Here is a 19,220-nt window from a genome sequence, read left to right as displayed (position 1 = left end):
GGACCGGCGCTTCCGCGTTCCCCCTTCACGCCGTGTCACCACTGTGCCTCCTCGGCATATGCCGAACGGGTCGTCCCAGGGGTCGTCTTGCCGCCTTGCGGGAATACGAGGGGTTTACAAACGACCCCAGGTCGGGACGAATACGGACATGCCAGCCGAGGGAACCCGACCACCCGGGGCGGCGGCCGGGGCAGCCGGCGCGTCCGGGGAGCTGACCCCCGCCGCCCGGCGCCTGTACGCGTACGCCGTCGAACGGCACGCCTTCGACGCGGCCGAGGCCACCCGGGCGCTCGGCGTGCGCGCGGCCGCCGCGATCACCGAGCTGGCCGCCGCCCATCTGCTCCAGCGTGCGCCCGGCGGCGGCTCGGACCGGTGGAGCGCCGTGGCTCCGCGGGCGGCGGCGGCCCGGGCGCTGGCCCCGCTGGCCCTGCTCGTACGGGAGACGCACGACGAGATGGACCGGCTGCGGGGGCGGCTGGAGGCACTGGTGCCGGCGTACGAGGCCGGGACCGCGCACCGCGACCCGAGCGGGGCGGGGCACCTGGAGATGGTCACGGACCTCGGGGCCGTACGGGGGCTGATCGCGGAATTGGCCGCGGCGTGCGAGGTGGAGCTGCTGACCTCGCAGCCGGGCGGCGGCCGTCCGCCGGAGACCCTGGCGGAATCGATCGGGCGCGACGAGTCGCTGCTGACGCGCGGGGTCCGGATGCGGACGCTCTACCAGCACACGGCCCGGTACTCCCGGCCCACGGCGGCCTACGTGGAGCGGGTGACGGCGCTGGGCGCGCAGGTGCGGACGCTGGGCGACGGGCTGATGCGCATGCTCGTCTTCGACGGGCGGACCGGGCTGATGGCGGTGCCGGACCGCAGCGGGGCGGCGCTGGTGGTCCGGGAGCCGAGCGTCGTGCACTTCATGACCGCCGCTTTCGAGCGTTCGTGGCTGGGCGCGGAGCCCTTCCCGACGTCGGTGGGCCCGGAGGAGGCGCGGTCGATCTCGGACGAGCTGCGGCAGACGATCGTGCGGCTGCTGTCGGAGGGGCTGGAGGACAAGGTGATCGCGCGCCGCCTCGGCATGTCGGAGCGGACGTGCCAGCGCCACATCGCGGAGATCATGCGGGCGGTGGGCGCCAAGTCCCGTTTCCAGGCGGGGTACTTGCTGAGCCGCTCGATCGCCCCGACCGCCCCGGCCGCCACCCCGGCGGACGGGGCCTAGCGTGGCCCCGGCCCGCCGTACCGGTGGCGGTGGGCCTGCAGCCACGGCCACTTCCCAGCGGCGGGTGCCGGTCACCGGTACCGGTGAGGTCTCCCCCGGCTCAACCCTGGTCATTCTGCTCTCCGGAGCAGGGCACGGCCATCAGTTTTCGGGGTGGCCGCCCCCCTGCGGCGCGGGCGGTTCCAGTTCCGGGATGAGGCGTCCGCGGCGGGAGAGGAGGAAGCGTTTGAACGCGGCGACCGGAGGGGTGTCGGGGTGGCCGTCGAGCCAGGCGACGCCGATCTCCCGGACCGCGCGGGGGGCGGTGACGTTCAGCTCGACCACACCGGGCCGGGGCACCGCGGGCGGCGGCAGCAGGGCCACGCCGAGGCCGGCGGCGACCAGGCCGCGCAGGGTCTCGGCCTCCTCGCCCTCGAAGGCGACGCGCGGGGTGAACCCGGCTTCCGCGCACAGGTCGTCGGTGATGCGGCGCAGGCCGTAGCCGGCCTCCAGGGTGACGAAGGTTTCCTCGGCGGCCTCGGCGAGGCGGATGCGCTTGCGGCCGGCGAGGCGGTGGTCGTCGGGGACCACCAGGCGCAGCCGCTGTTCGTCGAGGCGGCGGGTGGCGAGGTCGGGGGCGTCCGGAAGCGGGGAGGTGAGGCAGAGGTCGAGCTCGCCGGCGCGCAGCTTCTCCAGCATGGCCTCGCCGTAGTTCTGGACCAGGGAGAAGCGCACGCGCGGGTGGTCGGCGCGGAAGGCGCGGATGAGGCCGGGGACGGTCTCGGGGCCGAGGGTGTGCAGGAAGCCGAAGGCGACCTTGCCGTAGGCCGGGTCGGCGTCCTGCTGGACGGACTCGGCGGCGCGGGCGATGCCGTCCAGGGCCTGTTCCGCCGAGGCGAGGAAGGTGCGGCCCGCCGTGGTGAGGGCGACGGTGCGGCCCTTGCGGGCGAACAGGGAGACGCCCAGGTCGTGTTCGAGGCGGACCATGGCCCGGGACAGGGTGGACTGCGGCACGCCGAGCTCCTGGGCGGCACGGGTGACGTGCTCGTGCCGGGCGACGGCGGCGAAGTACGCCAGCCGGGGCGCCAGCAGGTGTGTCACCGCAGTGTCTTCTGCGTAACGGTTTGTCGACATCCGCATTCCTGACCTGGGCTGATGCAGCAGTGGATCGATTATCGCGATTCTGTGCATTGGACGCATGAAAAGCCGAGGCCTACCGTCGATGGCATGCCTCCCGCTCATACCGGGGCACCCGTCATCCCGGGTGCCTCCACCCCGTCGTCCCCCGCACCGGAACCCCTCTCCCCCGGCCGCCCCGGCTATCGCCGGATGACCCTCGCGCTCTTCGCCGCCGGGCTGGCGACCTTCGCCCTCCTCTACTCCACCCAGGCACTGCTGCCCGCGATCTCCGAGGACCTCCGGGTGACGGCGGGTCAGGCCAGCTGGACGGTGTCCGCGGCCACCGGTGCCCTCGCGCTGTTCGTCCTGCCGCTGAGCGCCCTGTCCGAGCGGTTCGGCCGCACCCGGATGATGACCTGGTCGATGGCGATCGCCGTCGGTGTCGCGCTCCTCGTCCCCTTCGCACCGAACCTGGAGTGGCTGGTGGTGCTGCGCGCCGTGCAGGGTGCGGCGATCGCCGGCGTTCCGGCCTCCGCGATGGCCTACCTGGCGGAGGAGGTCCGGCCGCGGGCCCTGGTGGCCGCGATCGGGCTGTTCGTGGCGGGGAACTCCATCGGCGGCATGAGCGGCCGCCTGGTCACCGGCTGGGCGGCGCAGCTGGGAGGCTGGCGGGCCGGCCTGGCCGCCGTCGCCGTGATGGCGCTGGTCTGCGCGGTCGCCTTCCTGGCGATGCTGCCGCGGGCGCGGTTCTTCCGCCCGGCGTCACTGAACCCGCGCGCGGTGGGCCGTACCGTCGCCGGCCATCTGCGCGATCCGCTGCTGCTGCGGCTGTACGGGATCGGCGCGCTGTTCATGACCGTCTTCGGCGCGGTCTACACGGTGATCGGCTACCGGCTGGTGGACGAGCCGTTCGGGCTCGGCCAGGGCGTGATCGGTTCGATCTTCCTGATCTACCTGGTGGGTACGGTCTCCTCGGCCGCCGCCGGCAGGCTGGTGGCGCGCACGGGGCGGCGCGGTGCGCTGTACCTGGCCGTGACCACCACGGCGCTGGGGCTGCTGCTGTCGCTGTCGGACTCCCTGGTCGTGGTCGTGCTGGGGCTGGTCCTGATCACGGCGGGCTTCTTCGCGGGGCACGCGGTGGCCTCGGCCGAGGTGAGCCGGACCGCGAAGACGGGCCGTGCCCAGGCCTCCGCCCTCTACCAGTCGGTGTACTACCTCGGTTCGAGCGCGGGCGGCACCCTCGGCGCCCTCGCCTATCACGAGGGCGGCTGGGCGGCCACGGTCGGCATCGCGCTGCTCGCGGTGCTCGGCGTCGTGTCGATCACCCTGTACGGCACGCACGCGGCCCGCGCACAGCGGCGCATACCGGCTTCCGCGGTGGGCGCGCGCTGACCGGCACTTCGCTTCCGCCGGAGGCAACCCCTGCTCGTTTTCCGGGCATTCAACACGGAGAACGAAGTGCGGTGAGCAGGGGAGGACCGGATGGGGAAGCGGAGGGCGCGCGCCCGCGCGGGTCGGCGCGCGGCGGTGTGGAGCGGGGCGGCGGCGCTGGCGCTGCCGCTGGTGGTGGTGGCAGGAGGCGGAACGGCAGAGGCCGCCTCCTGCAACCAGTCCGCCGGGCCGTATCAGCGCCAGGTGGAGAGGTTCCTGGGACGGCCCGTGGACGGGAGGCAGTCGGCGGCTGACTGCGCGGCCGTCCAAGCGTTCCAGACGCGCCACGGGATCAGTCCGGCCCGGGGCTATGCCGGACCGCTGACCTGGCGGGCGATAAGCACGATGCTGGTCCAGCGGGCTGCGGGCAGCACCCCGAACAGGGCGGGTGACTGCCCGGTGAACCGGGGTCGGATCGCCTGCGTGGACCTGACGCGGCAGCTCAGCTGGATCCAGGACGGCCCCACGCTGAAGTACGGCCCCGTCCCCGTCCGGACCGGCAAGGCCGGCACGGAGACCCGGACCGGCCCGAAGAAGATCTACCACCGCAGCATCGACCACTGGTCGACGGTCTACAACGTGTCCATGCCGTACGCCCAGTTCTTCGACGGCGGGATCGCCTTCCACTCGACCGCGAAGAGCATGTGGAACCCGCCCGGTTCGGGGGGCTGCGTGAACATGCGGCCCGCCGACGCCAAGGCGTACTGGAACCTGCTGGGCAAGGGCGAGGACGTCTACGTATACGGCCGCAAGCCGGGTACGTAGCCTCAGGCGGGCGCGCCGGCCGGAGCCGGGGCGGCCGCGGCCAGGGCGTCCAACCTGCGCAGGCTGGCGCGGCGTTGGGCCAGGGACAGGCCGGCCACCGCCGCCCCCAGGGCGATCCAGCCGGCCGGGCCGGCGACCATCACCACGCCGGTGAGGAGCAGCGGGCCCGCGGTCTTCTGCACGGACTGCGCCATACCGGCCACGCCCAGGTACGAGGCGCGCGCCTCCGGGGGCGCGAGGGACACGGCGAGCTCCCAGGAACTCACCGAGCGCATCAGCTCGGCCGCGGTGGCCAGCACCGCCGCGGCGAGCAGGGCTGCCGAGGCGCCCCAGGCCCCGCCTCCGGTCGCGGCGGCCAGGAGGGCGCAGCACAGGAGCGTGGTCATCCCGTAGAGGGCGACCGCTCCGGCCGCCCGGCGCGGGCCCGGGACCCTGGCCGACACGCGTAGCTGGAGGACGACGACGAGCACGGTGTTGATGACGAGGAAGGCCGGGATCAGTTCGTGCGGCGCGCTGGTACGGCTCACCAGCCACAACGGGATGCCGATGCCCAGGATCGAGTCGTCGAGGTTCATCGGGATGTCCAGGAGGACGAACCGGAGGTAGCCGCGGTCGCGCCAGGGGCTCGGCCCCCCGGCCGGGGCCGCGCCGGGGGCCTTCGGGGCGCCTGCGGGCGCGGCGGCGGGCGCGGCGGCTCCGGCGGCGGGCGGGGCGACGAGCCCGCGGCCGCGTGGCTCCCGGGTGCGCCACACCAGGGCGGCGGCCACGAGGAACGACAGCGCGTTCGCCAGGATGAGCACGTGGTAGGCGCCGCGGGTGCCGACGGCGAGGCCGATGGCGGCGAGGCCCGCGCCGAGCGCGTAACCGGCGTTCGCCGAACTGCGCGACAGCGCCTGATAGGTGGCGCGTCGCTGGCCCGCGACGCGGGTGGCGAAGAGCATCTCCAGGGTCTTGGCCGCCCGGTCCCCGAGGTGGGTGACGGCCACCGCGGCCAGCAGCAGCGCGAAGTCGCTGACGACGAGCAGCAGGCAGAGGGTGACCAGGCGCAGCAGGTGGGCGCCGATCAGTAGGGAGCGCACGGGGAAGCGGTCGGCGAGGTGGCCCGCCAGGGGCGAGCCGGCGATGCCCGCGACCCCGGACGCGCCGAGCAGCAGGCCGACCTGGCCGGCGTCGAGACCGATGACGAAGGTGAAGTAGAGGACGCAGGCAGCGGCCCAGACGCCGGTGCCGGCCCGGTCCAGCGACTGGGCGAGGAGCATGATCCGCGCGTCGCGGCCGCCGGGCGGCCGCCTCAGCTGCGCCACCAGGCCGGGTTCCCGCTCTCCCCGCCGTGCCTTCCGGATCTCCCCGCCGCGCCGCATCCCAGGCCTCCCCGCCCACCGAACCAAGTATCTCGACGTCGAGATACAGGGGAAGCCTGCCGGATGTTAATCTTGACGTCAAGATACTTGATGTCGATGTACCTGGGCGGTCACGCGCTTCCCGCTGCCGCTGTCGGAGCCCTCGGGTAGATTCCGAAACAGCCACGAACACCAGGGGGATGCACCGACATGAGCGACCTCGCCACCACCAGCAGCGACCTCGATGCGGCGATGGACCGATACCGGGTGGAGCTCACGGGCTACTGCTACCGGATGCTCGGCTCCGCCTTCGACGCCGAGGACGCGGTGCAGGACACCTACGTCCGCGCCTGGCGCAGTCACGCGAAGTTCGAGGGCCGCTCCTCACTGCGGTCGTGGCTCTACCGGATCGCCACGAACGTCTGCCTGGACCTGCTGAACGCCGGGAACAAGCGGGCCCGCCCGATGGACCTGACCGCTCCTCAGCACCAGTCCTCCGCCGTGCTCAACCAGCGGCCCGAGGTGACCTGGCTGGAGCCGGTCCCGGACGCCCGGGTGCTGCCGCAGACCGCGGACCCGGCCGAGATGGCGCTCGCGAAGGAGTCCGTCCGGCTGGCCTTCGTCGCGGCCCTCCAGCACCTGCCGGCCAAGCAGCGCGCGGTGCTCATCCTGCGCGAGGTACTGGCCTGGAAGGCGGACGAGGTCGCGCAGCTGCTGGACACCACGGTGGCGTCGGTGAACAGCGCGCTCCAGCGGGCGCGGGCCACGCTCGCCGGGCAGCGGCTCCGCGCGAGCGAGTCGGCCGACCCGCTGGACGCGGAGCAGGCGAAGCTGCTGGAGCAGTACCTCACCGCCTTCGAGTCCTACGACATCTCCCGCCTCACCGCGCTCCTGCACGAGGACGCCATCATGTCCATGCCGCCGTTCGACCTGTGGCTGCAGGGAACGACGGACATCGCCGCGTGGCACCTGGGCCAGGGCATCGGCTGCAAGGGCTCCCGCCTGGTCCCGACGACCGCGAACGGCATGCCGGCCTTCGGCCAGTACCGCCCGCGCGAGGACGGCGGGCCCGGGCACACCCCGTGGGCGCTCCAGGTCCTGGAGGTATCAGACGGCCGGATCGTCGGCCTCAACGCCTTCCTGGACACGGCCCGGTGGTTCCCGCTCTTCGGCCTCCCCGAGCAGCTCGACGAGTCCTACCAGGCCCAGCAGGGCGCGTAGGGCCGGCAGGGCACCGGTCACCCGCAGCGGCCGGCCTCGCGCGGCCAGTCGCAGCCGGGCCAGCACCTCCACGGCGCCCAGGCCCGGGGCGGTGACGGCGCCCGCGTCGCACTCCACCGCACGCGCCCCGCTCTCGTACAGGCGGGCCAGGTGCGCGCACAGCGGTGCGGCATCACGCGCGGTCGGGGCGGGTCCGGGCAGCACGAGTCGGGTGATCTCCACGAGGGGCTGACTTCCCGGCCCGCCGGAACTCATCGGCGCGCGCCCCGCCACGGTGGTGAGGTCAGGGGCGGGGGAAGCCGAAGGTATCGAGGGCCAGGTCGAACGGCGCCGGGAGGGGGACGGTCTCACCGAACTTGCCCGCCCACAGGACGCAGTACTTGCCGTCGCTGGGCTCGCCGTAGAGGTGGATCGTGGGGCTGCCGGTCGCGTGCGGGTCGATGAGCAGGTAGAGCGGGATGCCGGCTGCGGCGTAGCCGTTGAGCTTGGCGACGCGGTCGTGGACGGCGTTCGACCGGGAAGTGATCTCCACGACGAGCTCGGCGACATCCGCGGGAGTGAAGTTCTCCCCGCGGGGCACTGCCTCCCTGGGGACGACCGCGAGATCCGGGATGTACAGGCCGCTGCGGCTCGGAATTGCGACATTGAGGGTCTGGAAGACACCCCAGCCGTCCGGGATCACTGAGTACAGCCGTTGCTGCACCAGCTCCGCGATCAGGTTGTGGTCGTTGACGGGCGGTGGTGCCACGGTGACGATCCCCTCGATGATCTCCACCTTGCAGCCCTTCGGTGCGCCCGTCCCCTTCCAGAGGCCGACCGCCGAATCCCAGTCGTCACCGCCGCTCAAGGGCGGGTGCTCGACCGCGAGTGCGCTCATGGTGTGCTCCTCAATCGGTTCGTCACCGATCCCAGCATGCCGAACGGGACCGGTGGGGGTCCACCAGTCCCGTTCACTCGTACGGAAAGCCGCAGGTCAGGCGATGCGGTCCAGAACGATCGGCGTGGCGGAGAAGGCCGTGCCCGCCGGGGCGATGTCGTAGCCGCCCTCCAGCGCGCCCAGGGCGTAGTCGAACTTCTCCGGGGTGTCGGTGTGCAGCGTCATCAGCGGCTGGCCGGCCGTGACGGTGTCGCCCGGCTTCGCGTGCAGCTCGATGCCGGCGCCCGCCTGCACCGGGTCCTCCTTGCGTGCACGGCCGGCACCGAGGCGCCAGGCGCCGACACCCACGCCGTAGGCGTCCAGGCGGGTCAGGACACCCGACTCCGGGGCGGTGACGACGTGCTGTTCGCGGGCGACGGGCAGAGCCGCGTCCGGGTCGCCGCCCTGGGCCGCGATCATCCGGCGCCAGTGGTCCATCGCGGAGCCGTCGGCCAGGGCCTTCGCCGGGTCGGCGTCCTTGATGCCCGCCGCGTCCAGCATCTCCTTGGCCAGCGCGATGGTCAGCTCGACGACGTCGGCGGGACCGCCGCCCGCGAGCACCTCGACCGACTCGCGGACTTCGAGGGCGTTTCCTGCGGTCAGACCGAGCGGGGTGGACATGTCCGTCAGGAGCGCGACCGTCTTGACGCCCGAGTCGGTGCCGAGACCGACCATGGTGCGCGCCAGCTCGCGGGCGTCCTCGATGTTCTTCATGAAGGCGCCGGTGCCGACCTTGACGTCCAGGACGAGCGAGCCCGTACCCTCGGCGATCTTCTTCGACATGATCGAGGAGGCGATCAGCGGGATCGCCTCGACCGTCCCGGTGACGTCGCGCAGCGCGTACAGCTTCTTGTCGGCCGGAGCCAGCCCGTCGCCCGCCGCGCAGATGACCGCGCCGGTGGTGTCGAGGACGTGCATCATCTCCTCGTTGGAGAGCAGCGCGCGCCAGCCCGGGATGGACTCCAGCTTGTCGAGGGTGCCGCCGGTGTGGCCGAGGCCGCGGCCCGACAGCTGCGGCACGGCCGCACCGCACGCGGCGACGAGCGGGGCCAGCGGGAGGGTGATCTTGTCACCGACGCCGCCCGTGGAGTGCTTGTCGGCGGTCGGGCGGGACAGGGCGTCGAAGTTCATGCGCTCGCCGGAGGCGATCATCGCCGCGGTCCAGCGGGCGATCTCGGTCCGGTTCATGCCGTTGAGCAGGATGGCCATGGCCAGGGCGGACATCTGCTCGTCGGCCACGACGCCGCGGGTGTAGGCGTCGATGACCCAGTCGATCTGCTCGGGGCTCAGCTCACCGCGGTCCCGCTTGGTCCGGATGACGGAGATGACGTCCATGAGGTGCTTCCTTCTACGCGCATAGAGAGAGGGAGGGAGGTGTTCGGGGAACGGAAGGGCGACGGCCCTCCGCCCGGCAGGGGCGAAGGGCCGTCGGCACGGCTATCTCAGGTGATCGGGCCCGAAGGCCTGCGGCAGCATCGCCGCGAGCGGCAGGACCCCGTCCGGGGTGTCCACCAGCAGCTCGTCCCCGCCGAACTCGTACAGCAGTTGGCGGCACCGCCCGCACGGCACGAGGATCTGCCCCTTGCCGTCCACGCACGTGAAGTGCGTGAGGCGGCCGCCGCCGGTCGCCTGGAGGGAGGAGACCAGACCGCACTCGGCGCACAGGCCCAGCCCGTAGCTCGCGTTCTCGACGTTGCAGCCGGTCACGACGCGGCCGTCGTCCACGAGCGCGGCGACCCCGACCGGGAAACCCGAGTAGGGGGCGTACGCCCGGGTCATCGCTTCCCGGGCGTGCGTCCGCAGGACGTCCCAGTCCACCTCGTGCCCCGCGGTCACTTGCCCTGGCCCTTGCGGTACGGCATGCCGTCCGCCTTGGGCATCCGCAGGCGCTGTGCCGACAGGGCGAGCACGAGCAGCGTGGTCAGGTACGGGGCCGCGTCGACGAACTGGCTCGGCACCGAGTCGGTCACCGCGTACCAGACGAACAGCAGCGCGGCGAAGACCGCCGCGATGCCGGCCTGGAGGTACTTCTTCTTGTAGAGCTGCCAGGCGCAGACGATGACCAGCAGGATCGCGATCAGCAGCAGCATGGCGTGGACGTTCTCGGCGCCACCGCGCAGCTTGAGGCTGTCGATGAAGCCGAACAGGCCGGCGCCCATCGCCATGCCGCCCGGCATCCAGTTACCGAAGATCATCGCGGCGAGACCGATGTAGCCGCGGCCGCCGGTCTGGCCCTCCTGGTAGATGGGGCTGGCGACCTCGGACAGGTACACGCCGCCGAGGCCCGCGAGGGCGCCCGAGACGATCACGGCGATGTACTTGTACTTGTAGACGTTGACGCCGAGGGACTCGGCGGCGATCGGGTTCTCGCCGCAGGAGCGCAGGCGCAGACCGAAGGAGGTCCGCCACAGCGCCCACCAGGTGGCGGGGATCAGCAGCAGGGCCACGATGGTCAGCAGCGAGATCTCGGTGATCAGGCCGCCGATCACGCCGCCGAGGTCCGAGACGAAGAACCAGTGCTTGGCCTGGAGGTCGGCCATCCAGTCCGACAGCCCCGGAATGGTGATCTTGGTGATCGGCTCCACCTGCGGGGACTGCTTGGAGGAGCCGCCCGGCGCCTCGGCGAACGTGAAGTTCGACAGGTACTGGGTGAAGCCCAGCGCCAGGATGTTGATGGCCACACCGGAGACGATGTGGTTGACGTTGAACGTGACGGTGATGATCGCGTGCAGCAGGCCGCCGACGGCGCCGCCGGCGATGCCGACCAGGACACCGGTCCAGGGGCCCCACTGGTAGCCGGCCCAGGCACCGAACCAGGTGCCGAGGATCATCATGCCTTCGAGGCCGATGTTGACGACGCCCGCGCGCTCGGCCCACAGGCCGCCGAGACCGGCGAGGCCGATCGGCACGGCGAGGGAGAGGGCGCCGGACACCTGGCCCACGGAGGTCAGGTCGTTGGCCCCGGAGACCAGGCGGACCAGCGAGACCAGCGCGAGGCCGGCCGCGACGATCAGCAGCATCCAGGGAAGGGTGAGCTTCTTGCGGCCGCCCGGCGCGGGTGCCGCCTTCTTCGTGGAAACGGTGCTGGCGCTCACGCCGCGACCTCCTTCTCGGTCTTCATGGCGTGGCCCGCAGCCAGTTCCTCGCCGACCTTCTGCTGCTGGCGGCGGATGCCGTAGCGGCGGATCAGCTCGTAGGAGACGACCACCGCGATCACGATCAGGCCCTTCATGATCGTGCCGATCTCCCGGGCGTAGCCCTCCGTGTCGAGACCGGCGGACGCCTTGTCGATGAAGGCCATCAGGAGGGCGGCGAAGAAGATGCCCACGGGGCTGTTGCGGCCGAGCAGGGCGATGGTGATGCCGGTGAAACCGACGCCCACGGGGAAGCCCAGGTTGTACGTGTGGGTCTCGCCCAGCAGCACCGGCATGCCGGACAGGCCGGCCACGGCACCGGAGATGAGCATCGCAGTGACGATCATCTTCTTGGAGTCGACACCGGAGGCCGCGGCGGCGGACTCGCTCGCGCCGCTGGCGCGCAGGTCGAAGCCGAAGCGGGTGCGGTTGAGCACGAACCAGTAGACGACGCCGAGGGCGAAGGCGATGAAGGTGAAGCCGTAGATCTCACCCGAGTCGCCGAGGGAGAGGGCCGGGAACCAGCCGGACTGCGCGATCTCGCCGGTGGTGAGGTCGTTGGAGCCCTCGACCTGGACGCCGAGGTTCTTCGGCAGGATCAGCCAGGCGATGAGGCTGGTGGCGATGGCGTTGAGCATGATCGTCGAAACGACCTCGCTCACCCCGCGCTTGGCCTTGAGGACACCCGCGATTCCGGCCCAGAAGGCACCGGTGAGCATCGCGACGAGCACGATCAGCAGGATGTGCAGCGGGCCGGGCAGCGTGATGGCGGTGCCGACCAGTGCCGAGATCATCGCGGCGAGGCGGTACTGGCCGTCGACGCCGATGTTGAAGAGGTTCATCCGGAAGCCGATGGCGACGGCCAGGGCTGCCAGGTAGTACGTGCCGGCCTGGTTGACGATGAGGATCTGGACGTCCTCGTAGCCACCGTTCTCGACCATGATGCGCAGGGGCTCGATCGGGTTGATGCCCGTCGCCGCCAGCACGATCATGGTCAGTACGAAGGCGCTGACCAGCGCGAGCAGGGGCCCGGCGATGGCGAGCAGCAGCCGGTCCTTGTCGAATTTCTTCATCGGGCCTCGTCCTCCGTCGTGTCACCGTCGGCAGCGGCGGAGTGGTTGTCGGTTGCTTCCAGATGTCCCGAGGCGGCGCCCGTCATGGCGGTGCCGAGCTCCTCCGGGGTGACGGTCGCGGGGTCGGCGTCCGCGACCAGGCGGCCGCGGTAGATCACGCGAAGGGTGTCGGACAGGCCGATCAGCTCGTCGAGGTCGGCGGAGATCAGCAGCACGGCCAGGCCCTCGCGGCGGGCCTCGCGGATCGCGTCCCAGATCTGCGCCTGCGCGCCGACGTCCACACCGCGGGTGGGGTGCGCGGCGATGAGGAACTTCGGGTGGTGGCTCATCTCGCGGCCGACGATCAGCTTCTGCTGGTTGCCGCCGGAGAGCGAGGCCGCGGTGACGTCGATGCCGGGCGTGCGCACGTCGTACTCGCGCACGATCCGCTCGGTGTCCTTGCGGGCCGCCTTCGGGTCGAGGATGCCCTTGCGGGAGTTGGGGGCCTCGGTGACGTGGCCGAGGATGCGGTTCTCCCAGAGCGGGGACTCCAGCAGCAGGCCGTGGCGGTGGCGGTCCTCGGGGATGTAGCCGATGCCGCCCTCGCGGCGCTTGCGCACCGAGGTCTTGGTGATGTCCGCGCCGTCGAGGGTGATCACGCCCGTAGCGGGGTGGATCATGCCCATGAGGGCCTCGATCAGCTCCGTCTGGCCGTTGCCCTCGACACCGGCGATGCCGAGGATCTCGCCCTTGTGGATGGTGAGGTCGATGCCGTCCAGCAGCAGACGGCCGGCCTCGACCTTCTCCAGGGTCGCGGAGTCCGGGGCGCCCGCGGGGGCCAGGACCTCCGGCTCGGCGACGACCGCGTCCGCGGCGGCGACGGTCAGACCCGTCACCTGGAGCATCGGGGTCGTGGTCACGGTCGACTCGCGGGTCTCCGGCGAGGGCAGCTCCGCACCGACCATCAGCTCGGCGAGCTGCTTGGGGGTGGCGGTCTTCGGGTCGGCCGTGCCGACCGTGGTGCCGCGCCGGATGACGGTGATGTCGTCGGCGACCTTCAGGACCTCGCCCAGCTTGTGCGAGATGAAGATGACGGTCAGGCCCTCGGCCTTGAGCTCGCGCAGGTTGTCGAAGAGCGCGTCCACTTCCTGCGGGACGAGCACCGCGGTCGGCTCGTCGAGGATGAGGATCTTCGCGCCGCGGTAGAGGACCTTGAGGATCTCCACGCGCTGACGGTCGGCGACACCGAGGTCCTCGACGAGGACGTCGGGTCGCACGCCGAGGCCGTACGCGTCCGAGATCTCCATGATCTTCTTACGGGCCTTGGCGCCGATGCCGTACAGCTTCTCGCCGCCGAGAACGACGTTCTCCAGGACGGTGAGGTTGTCGGCGAGCATGAAGTGCTGGTGCACCATGCCGATGCCGCGGGCGATGGCATCGCCGGGCGTGTGGAAGGCGACCTGCTCCCCGTCGATGGCGATGGTGCCCTCGTCCGGCTTCTGCATGCCGTAGAGGATCTTCATCAGGGTCGACTTGCCGGCGCCGTTCTCACCGATGAGGGCATGGACCGTGCCCTTGCGGACGGTGATCGCGATGTCCTTGTTGGCGACGACGCCGGGGAAGCGCTTGGTGATGCCGTGCAGTTCTACGGCGGGGGGCGGGCTGGACGCGTTGATGACGCACTCTCCTTGGCGCGAAAGGAGCGGAAGGCAGGGAGGACAGGGCGGGGAGTGAAAGTATCGCGTCCACGATGCTTCTACGCGCGTAGCACTGTCGGAAGTGAAAACTCGCGGCCACAAAGGCTGCTTGGTCACAGACTAGTGATCACAGAATGAGGCTCGGGGCCCGGGAGCGACATCGATCGCTTCCCGGGCCCCGGAGACCCAGGACTACATGTCGCAGACTGCCTTACGGGGCGGTCTTGACAGTGATCTTGTTGGCGATGATGTCGGCCTTGGCCTTCTCCACCGCGGCGATGAGGTCGGTCATCTCCTTGTACTTCGGGTTGGAGTCGGCCAGGCCGACGCCGTCCTTGTCCAGACCGTAGCGGATCTCACCGGTGGTGGGCTTGCCGTCCTCGACCGACTTGATCAGGTTGAAGACGGAGTCCGAGACGTCCTTGGTGACCGAGGTCAGGATGGAGTCCTTGTACTTCGCCAGGCCGGCCTGGTTGTACTGGTCGGAGTCGACACCGATGGCCCACTTGCCCTTGGCGGACGCAGCCTCGATGGCACCGGAACCGGCGAGACCGGCGGCGGCGTAGATCACGTCGGCGCCCGCGTCGAGCTGGCCCTGCGCGGCGGCCTTGCCCAGGTCGGGCTTGGCGAAGCCGTCGAAGTTCGGCGGCTGGGTCAGGTACGCGGAGAGCACCTTGGCGTTCGGGTTGGTCTCCTTGACGCCCTGGGTGAAGCCCGCCTCGAACTTCTTGATCAGCGGGACCTCGACACCGCCGATGAAGCCGACCGTGCCGGTCTTGGACGCCTTGGCGGCGGCGACGCCGGCCAGGTAGGAGCCCTGCTCCTCGTTGAAGACCAGGTTGGCGATGTTCGGGCCGGTCACCGAGGTGTCGTCGATGATGCCGAACGTGGTGTTCGGGAACTTCGGCGCGACCTTCTTGATGGCCGGGGCGTAGGCGAAGCCGACACCGATGACCGGGTTGTTGCCCTTGCGGGCCAGCTCGGTGAGGCGCTGGACCTTGTCGGCCTCGCCCTCGCCGTCGGTGGGCTCCGCCTCGGCGCCCTTGATCTTGAGGTCCGTCTCGGCCTTCTTCAGGCCGGCGTAGGCGGCGTCGTTGAACGACTGGTCGCCGCGGCCACCGATGTCGTACGCGATGGCTGCGGACTTCTGACCACCCGACTCCGAGGGGGAGGCGGCGTCAGAGGACTTCTTACCGCCACAGGCGGTGGCCGAGAGGGCCAGCGCCGCGGACGCGATGCCCACGGTGGCGATCCTGGTGATCCGGCGCAAGGGGAGGCTCCTTCAAAACCTGACCGAAGCGCCACGACCGGCGCTGGTTTCGCGGCGATCGTAACGCGCGTAGATGTCAGTTAAAGGCCCGTTCATGAGTCGTTATCGGATCGTCGCGAACCGGACAGTGACCGATCGGTAACTGCCAAGGCGTCCAGCCCTTGTGTACCAAGGGCCGGACGCGTCCGACGCGCGGCTCACCGGTGAGGTAAGGAAAGCGGCCCGATCGCTACCTGGAAGGCGGCGTGCGGCGCCCGTCGATCAAGGCGGCGGCGGTGAAGAACTCGACGCCGACGGCGATGGCGTCTTCGTCCACGTCGAAGTCCCCCCGGTGCAGATCGCGCTTGGCGGTGTCACCGGGAGCGCGCACCCCCAGGCGGGCCATGGCGCCCGGAACGTGCTCCAGGTACCAGGAGAAGTCCTCGCCGCCCAGGCTCTGCTCGGTGTCCTCGACCGACTCGGCGCCGTGGCGGGCCCCCATCGCCTCGCGCAGCAGTTCGGTGACCACCGGGTCGTTGACCACGGGCGGCACCCCGCGCACGTGGTTGATCTCGAACTTGGCCCCGTGCATGGTGGCGATCTCGTCGATCGCCGCGTGGATCATGTCGGGCGCCTCGTGCCAGGCCGCCAGGTCCAGGCACCGCACGGTTCCGGACAGCTCGGCGTGCATCGGGATCACGTTGCAGGCGTGCCCGGCCTCGATCCGGCCCCAGGTGACCGACATGCCCGAGCGGGCGTCCATCCGGCGGGCGAGCAGGGCGGGCGCGTCGACGGCCACCCGGGCGGCGGCGGTGACCAGGTCGGTGGTCAGGTGCGGCCGGGCGGTGTGCCCGCCGGAGCCGGTGAGGCTGACCTCCAGCCGGTCGCAGGCGGACGTGATGGGGCCGCTACGCAGTCCGATCCTGCCGGCGTCGACCCGGGGGTCACAGTGCACCGCGATGATCCGGCCCACGCCGTCCAGCACCCCGGAGCCGATGGCGTCGGTGGCTCCGCCGGGAAGCACCTCCTCGGCGGGCTGGAAGAGCAGGCGCACCGGCCGCGGCAGGAGCCCCTGCCGGTCGAGCTCGGCCAGGACCAGGCCGGCCCCGAGGACGACGGTGGTGTGCACGTCATGGCCGCAGGCGTGGGCGCGGTCCGGGAAGGTCGAGCGGTACGGGACGTGCGTCTTGGCGTCCGGAATGGGGAGGGCGTCGATGTCCGCGCGCAGGGCCAGCATCGGCCGGCCCCCGTCCCAGGTGCCCACGTCACAGATCAGGCCGGTACCGGACTTCAGGACCCGTGGTCGCAGGCCGGCTTCCTCAAGCCTGGCCTTGATCGCCGCGGTGGTGCGGAATTCCTGGTGTCCGAGCTCCGGGTGCATGTGCAAGTCCCGGCGGAAGGCGATCAGTTCGGTGCGCAGGTGGTCCGGAAGTTTGCCGGGCAGCTCGGGCCGGTCGGACGCGACGGGCTGGAGGGTCTGGGACTCGCGGGACATCAACTGGTTCACCCGTTGAAGGGTAGGCCCACGGATGGCTCAACTGACCGGGGATCACGAAAAGTTCATGCCGTTAGGGGAAAGAAACCCAGCCTCTGGACGCATGACCGGGTGGACGCAGGGGTAAACTCGCGCGCTCATCCGGCCGTGGGCGCCGCCTGGGCAGGGAGTCTGTGCACATCACGAGCGGTGTCGGTGACCCCCGCGAGGAAGCTCTTCGCGCGCGGGGACGCGGACCCGGTGAGCCAGGCCGGGTCCACATCGCATACGGCGACGGTGACCCCGGTACCGGTCAGGGCGTACGGCAGGGTGTGGACGACGGTGGACGGAAAACTCAGGATCGTCCGGCCGACGGGACCCCGACGCGCGATCAGTTCCAGCGGCAGATCCGGGCGTACGATCTCCAGCCCGGTCGCCCGGCTCAGGGCGCGCAGCTTCTCCGGGGACTCGCGGCGGTGCGCGAAGTAGCGGGTGGCTCCGTGCTCCAGGGCGAGGGAGCGGACCGCGCCCTGGTACCGGTCCGGGTCGACGACGCCGGTCTCCACCAGCGAGGTACCGACCAGGTCGGTGCCCTGGGTCAGGCGGGGCGGGCCGAAGCGGGCGCGGGTCCAGGCGAAGTCGTTGGCCCGCAGGGTCATCCCGCCGTGCGGGTCGACCGGCATCGAGGTGAACACCTCGACGCGGCGGGCCGCACCCTCCGCGGCGACCCCGTCCGGGACGAAGCGGCGGCGCGCGGCCGCCGAGACGGGAGCGTACGCCAACGCGCGGACCCGGCCGGGCAGCCCTCCGCCACCGACCCGGTGCCAGCGGACGAGGCGTTCGCCGCGGGCGGTCTGGGCGACGAACTCCATGGTGGCGGTGCCGTCGTCGACCACGACGAGCTCCTCGGCGCGCACCAGGGTGAGCAGGAGCTGGACGTAGCGCGAGAAGGGGTCGCCGACGACGACGGTGCGCGCCGCGCGGACGTCGCGCGCCAGTGCGACGAGCGCCTTCACCGGTGCGAGCCGGCTGCCGCGCGCCTCCTGCCACTGCACCTCGCACCCTTCGTCCCGGGCCAACGACGCCATCCGGCGCAGCTGGCCCCGGGACATGGGGTCGGTGGGGGGCAGCACGACGATCCGGACGGGCCGGAGCGTGCCCGCCGGCCGCGGGGCGGGCTCCGGACCCGCTCCCGGTCCGGCGGGGCGCCGCCCGCGCTGGCCCGGAAGACCGTCCAGCCTTCTGCCGGGGTCGGCGCGCGCGTACGCCCACTCCAGCACGTTGAGCAGTTGGACCGGGCTCTCGACGAACGCCAGGGTGGCGGCGGAGGTGCTCACACGTACTCCTTCTCCGGGGGCAGGCGGGACCTTCGCGACACGCCCTAGACGGCCGCCAGCTCGCCGGGGACGCGGCGGAGCTTCTTCATGGGGCCCAGCTCGGATGCGTAGACCCGCTTGATCCCGTCGCCGAGGGCGGTCTCGATGGTGCGGATGTCACGGACGAGGCGGGCCAGGCCGCCGGGCTCGACGGAGGCGGCCTGGTCGGAGCCCCACATCGCGCGATCGAGGGTGATGTGGCGCTCGACGAAGGTGGCGCCGAGGGCGACGGCGGCCAGGGTGGTCTGCAGGCCCGTCTCGTGGCCGGAGTAGCCGATCGGAACGTTGGGGTACTCCTCGCGCAGGGTGTCGATGACCCGCAGGTTGAGCTCCTCGGCCTTGGCCGGGTATGTCGAAGTGGCGTGGCAGAGAAGGATGTTGGCGCTGCCGAGCACCTCGACCGCGTGGCGGATCTGGCGCGGGGTGGACATGCCGGTGGACAGCACGACGGTGCGGCCGGTGGCGCGCAGGGCGCGCAGCAGCTCGTCGTCCGTGAGGGAGGCGGAGGCCACCTTGTGGGCGGGGACGTCGAACTTCTCCAGGAAGGCGACGGCTTCGGTGTCCCACGGGGAGGCGAACCAGTCGATGCCGCGCCTGGCGCAGTGCTCGTCGATGGCGCGGTACTCGTCCTCGCCGAACTCGACCCGGTGGCGGTAGTCGATGTAGGTCATCCGGCCCCAGGGGGTGTCGCGCTCGATGTCCCACTGGTCGCGCGGGGTGCAGATCTCCGGGGTGCGCTTCTGGAACTTCACGGCGTCGCAGCCGGCCTCGGCGGCGGCGTCGATGAGGGCGAAGGCGTTGCCGAGGTCGCCGTTGTGGTTGATGCCGATCTCGCCGACGACGTAGACGGGCCGGCCGGGGCCCGCGGTGCGGGCCCCGAAGGTGCGCAGGCGGGGGTCGGGCGTGGAGGTCATGGCAGGGGGCGTCCTTCGGTGCGGGGGCGTTCGGGGTGTGGGCTGCGGATCGGGGTGTGGGGCCGGTCGCGCGTCGGGCCGCGGCTCTGCGGATGCGCCGCCGGGGCGCGGGTCGAGCAGCGGGGCGAGCAGCCGGGCGCGGGCGAGGTCGTGCGGGTCGTCGATCTCCAGGACCCGGGCGGGGTCGGTGGGTACCGGCACGGTGCGGCCGAAGAAGCGGTGGCGGGCGGTGCGGAAGCCGGCGGCGTCCATGGCGTAGGCCGCACCGGTCTCCAGCAGGTCCTGCGGCCGGTCCTGGCGGCGGGGCCGGCTGGACGGGTCGTGGTTGACCCCGGTCCCC

17 protein-coding genes are annotated in these 19,220 nt (G+C 71.6%); 4 read left to right on the top strand and 13 right to left on the bottom strand.

Translation table 11 applies throughout. The features are described from left to right. Positions 1–148 precede the first annotated feature (148 nt). Entirely contained in the window at positions 149–1,213 is a 1,065-nt protein-coding gene (locus tag R4Z63_RS19975; RefSeq protein ID WP_384452647.1) for a helix-turn-helix transcriptional regulator, read from the top strand. Between the two features lie 141 nt (positions 1,214–1,354). On the opposite strand, the gene R4Z63_RS19970 is transcribed toward R4Z63_RS19975, so the two are convergent. Next, a complete protein-coding gene (locus R4Z63_RS19970) occupies positions 1,355–2,332 on the bottom strand; it encodes a LysR family transcriptional regulator (protein ID WP_491522567.1) in 978 nt (325 codons plus the stop codon). A gap of 87 nt (positions 2,333–2,419) precedes the next feature. On the opposite strand from R4Z63_RS19970, the gene R4Z63_RS19965 reads away from it, so the two are divergent. Together R4Z63_RS19965 and R4Z63_RS19960 are read left to right on the top strand one after the other, a co-directional pair. Next, entirely contained in the window at positions 2,420–3,703 is a 1,284-nt protein-coding gene (locus R4Z63_RS19965; RefSeq protein ID WP_052030284.1) for an MFS transporter, read from the top strand. A gap of 90 nt (positions 3,704–3,793) precedes the next feature. Continuing rightward, positions 3,794–4,507, top strand: a complete 714-nt coding sequence (locus tag R4Z63_RS19960) for a L,D-transpeptidase family protein (RefSeq protein WP_384452652.1) — start codon at positions 3,794–3,796, stop codon at positions 4,505–4,507. Positions 4,508–4,509: 2 nt separating this feature from the next. On the opposite strand, the gene R4Z63_RS19955 is transcribed toward R4Z63_RS19960, so the two are convergent. Then, positions 4,510–5,811, bottom strand: coding sequence for an MFS transporter (locus R4Z63_RS19955; RefSeq protein WP_384452655.1), 1,302 nt, complete (start codon positions 5,809–5,811; stop codon positions 4,510–4,512). Positions 5,812–6,057: 246 nt separating this feature from the next. Between R4Z63_RS19955 and R4Z63_RS19950 the strand changes: the two genes are divergently transcribed. Further along, positions 6,058–7,068, top strand: coding sequence for a sigma-70 family RNA polymerase sigma factor (locus tag R4Z63_RS19950; RefSeq protein WP_384452659.1), 1,011 nt, complete (start codon positions 6,058–6,060; stop codon positions 7,066–7,068). On the opposite strand, the gene R4Z63_RS19945 is transcribed toward R4Z63_RS19950, so the two are convergent. From R4Z63_RS19945 to R4Z63_RS19895, 11 genes are all read right to left on the bottom strand, one after another. Then, positions 6,955–7,290: an STAS domain-containing protein gene (locus R4Z63_RS19945; RefSeq protein ID WP_384452662.1), complete on the bottom strand. Its 336-nt coding sequence runs from the start codon at positions 7,288–7,290 to the stop codon at positions 6,955–6,957. The genes R4Z63_RS19950 and R4Z63_RS19945 overlap by 114 nt on opposite strands. Positions 7,291–7,351: 61 nt before the next feature. Beyond that, positions 7,352–7,945 carry a Uma2 family endonuclease gene (locus R4Z63_RS19940; protein ID WP_384452665.1) on the bottom strand — a complete coding sequence of 198 codons (594 nt, stop codon included), beginning with the start codon at positions 7,943–7,945 and terminating at the stop codon, positions 7,352–7,354. A 96-nt stretch (positions 7,946–8,041) separates the two neighbouring features. Then, positions 8,042–9,319, bottom strand: a complete 1,278-nt coding sequence (locus tag R4Z63_RS19935) for a thymidine phosphorylase (protein WP_384452668.1) — start codon at positions 9,317–9,319, stop codon at positions 8,042–8,044. A gap of 102 nt (positions 9,320–9,421) precedes the next feature. Next, complete coding sequence (locus R4Z63_RS19930; protein ID WP_037919182.1) at positions 9,422–9,820, bottom strand: cytidine deaminase; 399 nt, start codon at positions 9,818–9,820, stop codon at positions 9,422–9,424. Continuing rightward, complete coding sequence (locus R4Z63_RS19925; RefSeq protein ID WP_037919180.1) at positions 9,817–11,079, bottom strand: ABC transporter permease; 1,263 nt, start codon at positions 11,077–11,079, stop codon at positions 9,817–9,819. The genes R4Z63_RS19930 and R4Z63_RS19925 overlap by 4 nt, the downstream gene beginning before the upstream one ends. Next, positions 11,076–12,191: an ABC transporter permease gene (locus R4Z63_RS19920; protein ID WP_037919178.1), complete on the bottom strand. Its 1,116-nt coding sequence runs from the start codon at positions 12,189–12,191 to the stop codon at positions 11,076–11,078. The genes R4Z63_RS19925 and R4Z63_RS19920 overlap by 4 nt, the downstream gene beginning before the upstream one ends. Beyond that, positions 12,188–13,846, bottom strand: coding sequence for an ABC transporter ATP-binding protein (locus R4Z63_RS19915; protein ID WP_384452705.1), 1,659 nt, complete (start codon positions 13,844–13,846; stop codon positions 12,188–12,190). The genes R4Z63_RS19920 and R4Z63_RS19915 overlap by 4 nt, the downstream gene beginning before the upstream one ends. A 232-nt stretch (positions 13,847–14,078) precedes the next feature. After that, positions 14,079–15,137 carry a BMP family lipoprotein gene (locus R4Z63_RS19910; RefSeq protein ID WP_037919176.1) on the bottom strand — a complete coding sequence of 353 codons (1,059 nt, stop codon included), beginning with the start codon at positions 15,135–15,137 and terminating at the stop codon, positions 14,079–14,081. 229 nt (positions 15,138–15,366) lie between these two features. Next, on the bottom strand, positions 15,367–16,611 hold the full coding sequence (locus tag R4Z63_RS19905) for an amidohydrolase (RefSeq protein WP_384452708.1): 1,245 nt from the start codon (positions 16,609–16,611) through the stop codon (positions 15,367–15,369). A gap of 137 nt (positions 16,612–16,748) precedes the next feature. After that, the gene (locus R4Z63_RS19900; RefSeq protein WP_384452674.1) at positions 16,749–17,927 is read right to left on the bottom strand and encodes a hypothetical protein; all 1,179 of its coding nucleotides are present in this window, start codon (positions 17,925–17,927) and stop codon (positions 16,749–16,751) included. Between the two features lie 44 nt (positions 17,928–17,971). Beyond that, entirely contained in the window at positions 17,972–18,880 is a 909-nt protein-coding gene (locus tag R4Z63_RS19895; protein WP_037919931.1) for an N-acetylneuraminate synthase family protein, read from the bottom strand. Between the last annotated feature and the right edge of the window lie 340 nt (positions 18,881–19,220).

This window comes from Streptomyces sp. PL-29 (assembly GCF_058344425.1).
The sequence above is the reverse complement of the archived record's forward strand: the minus strand, read 5'-3'. Positions and strand labels throughout refer to the sequence as shown.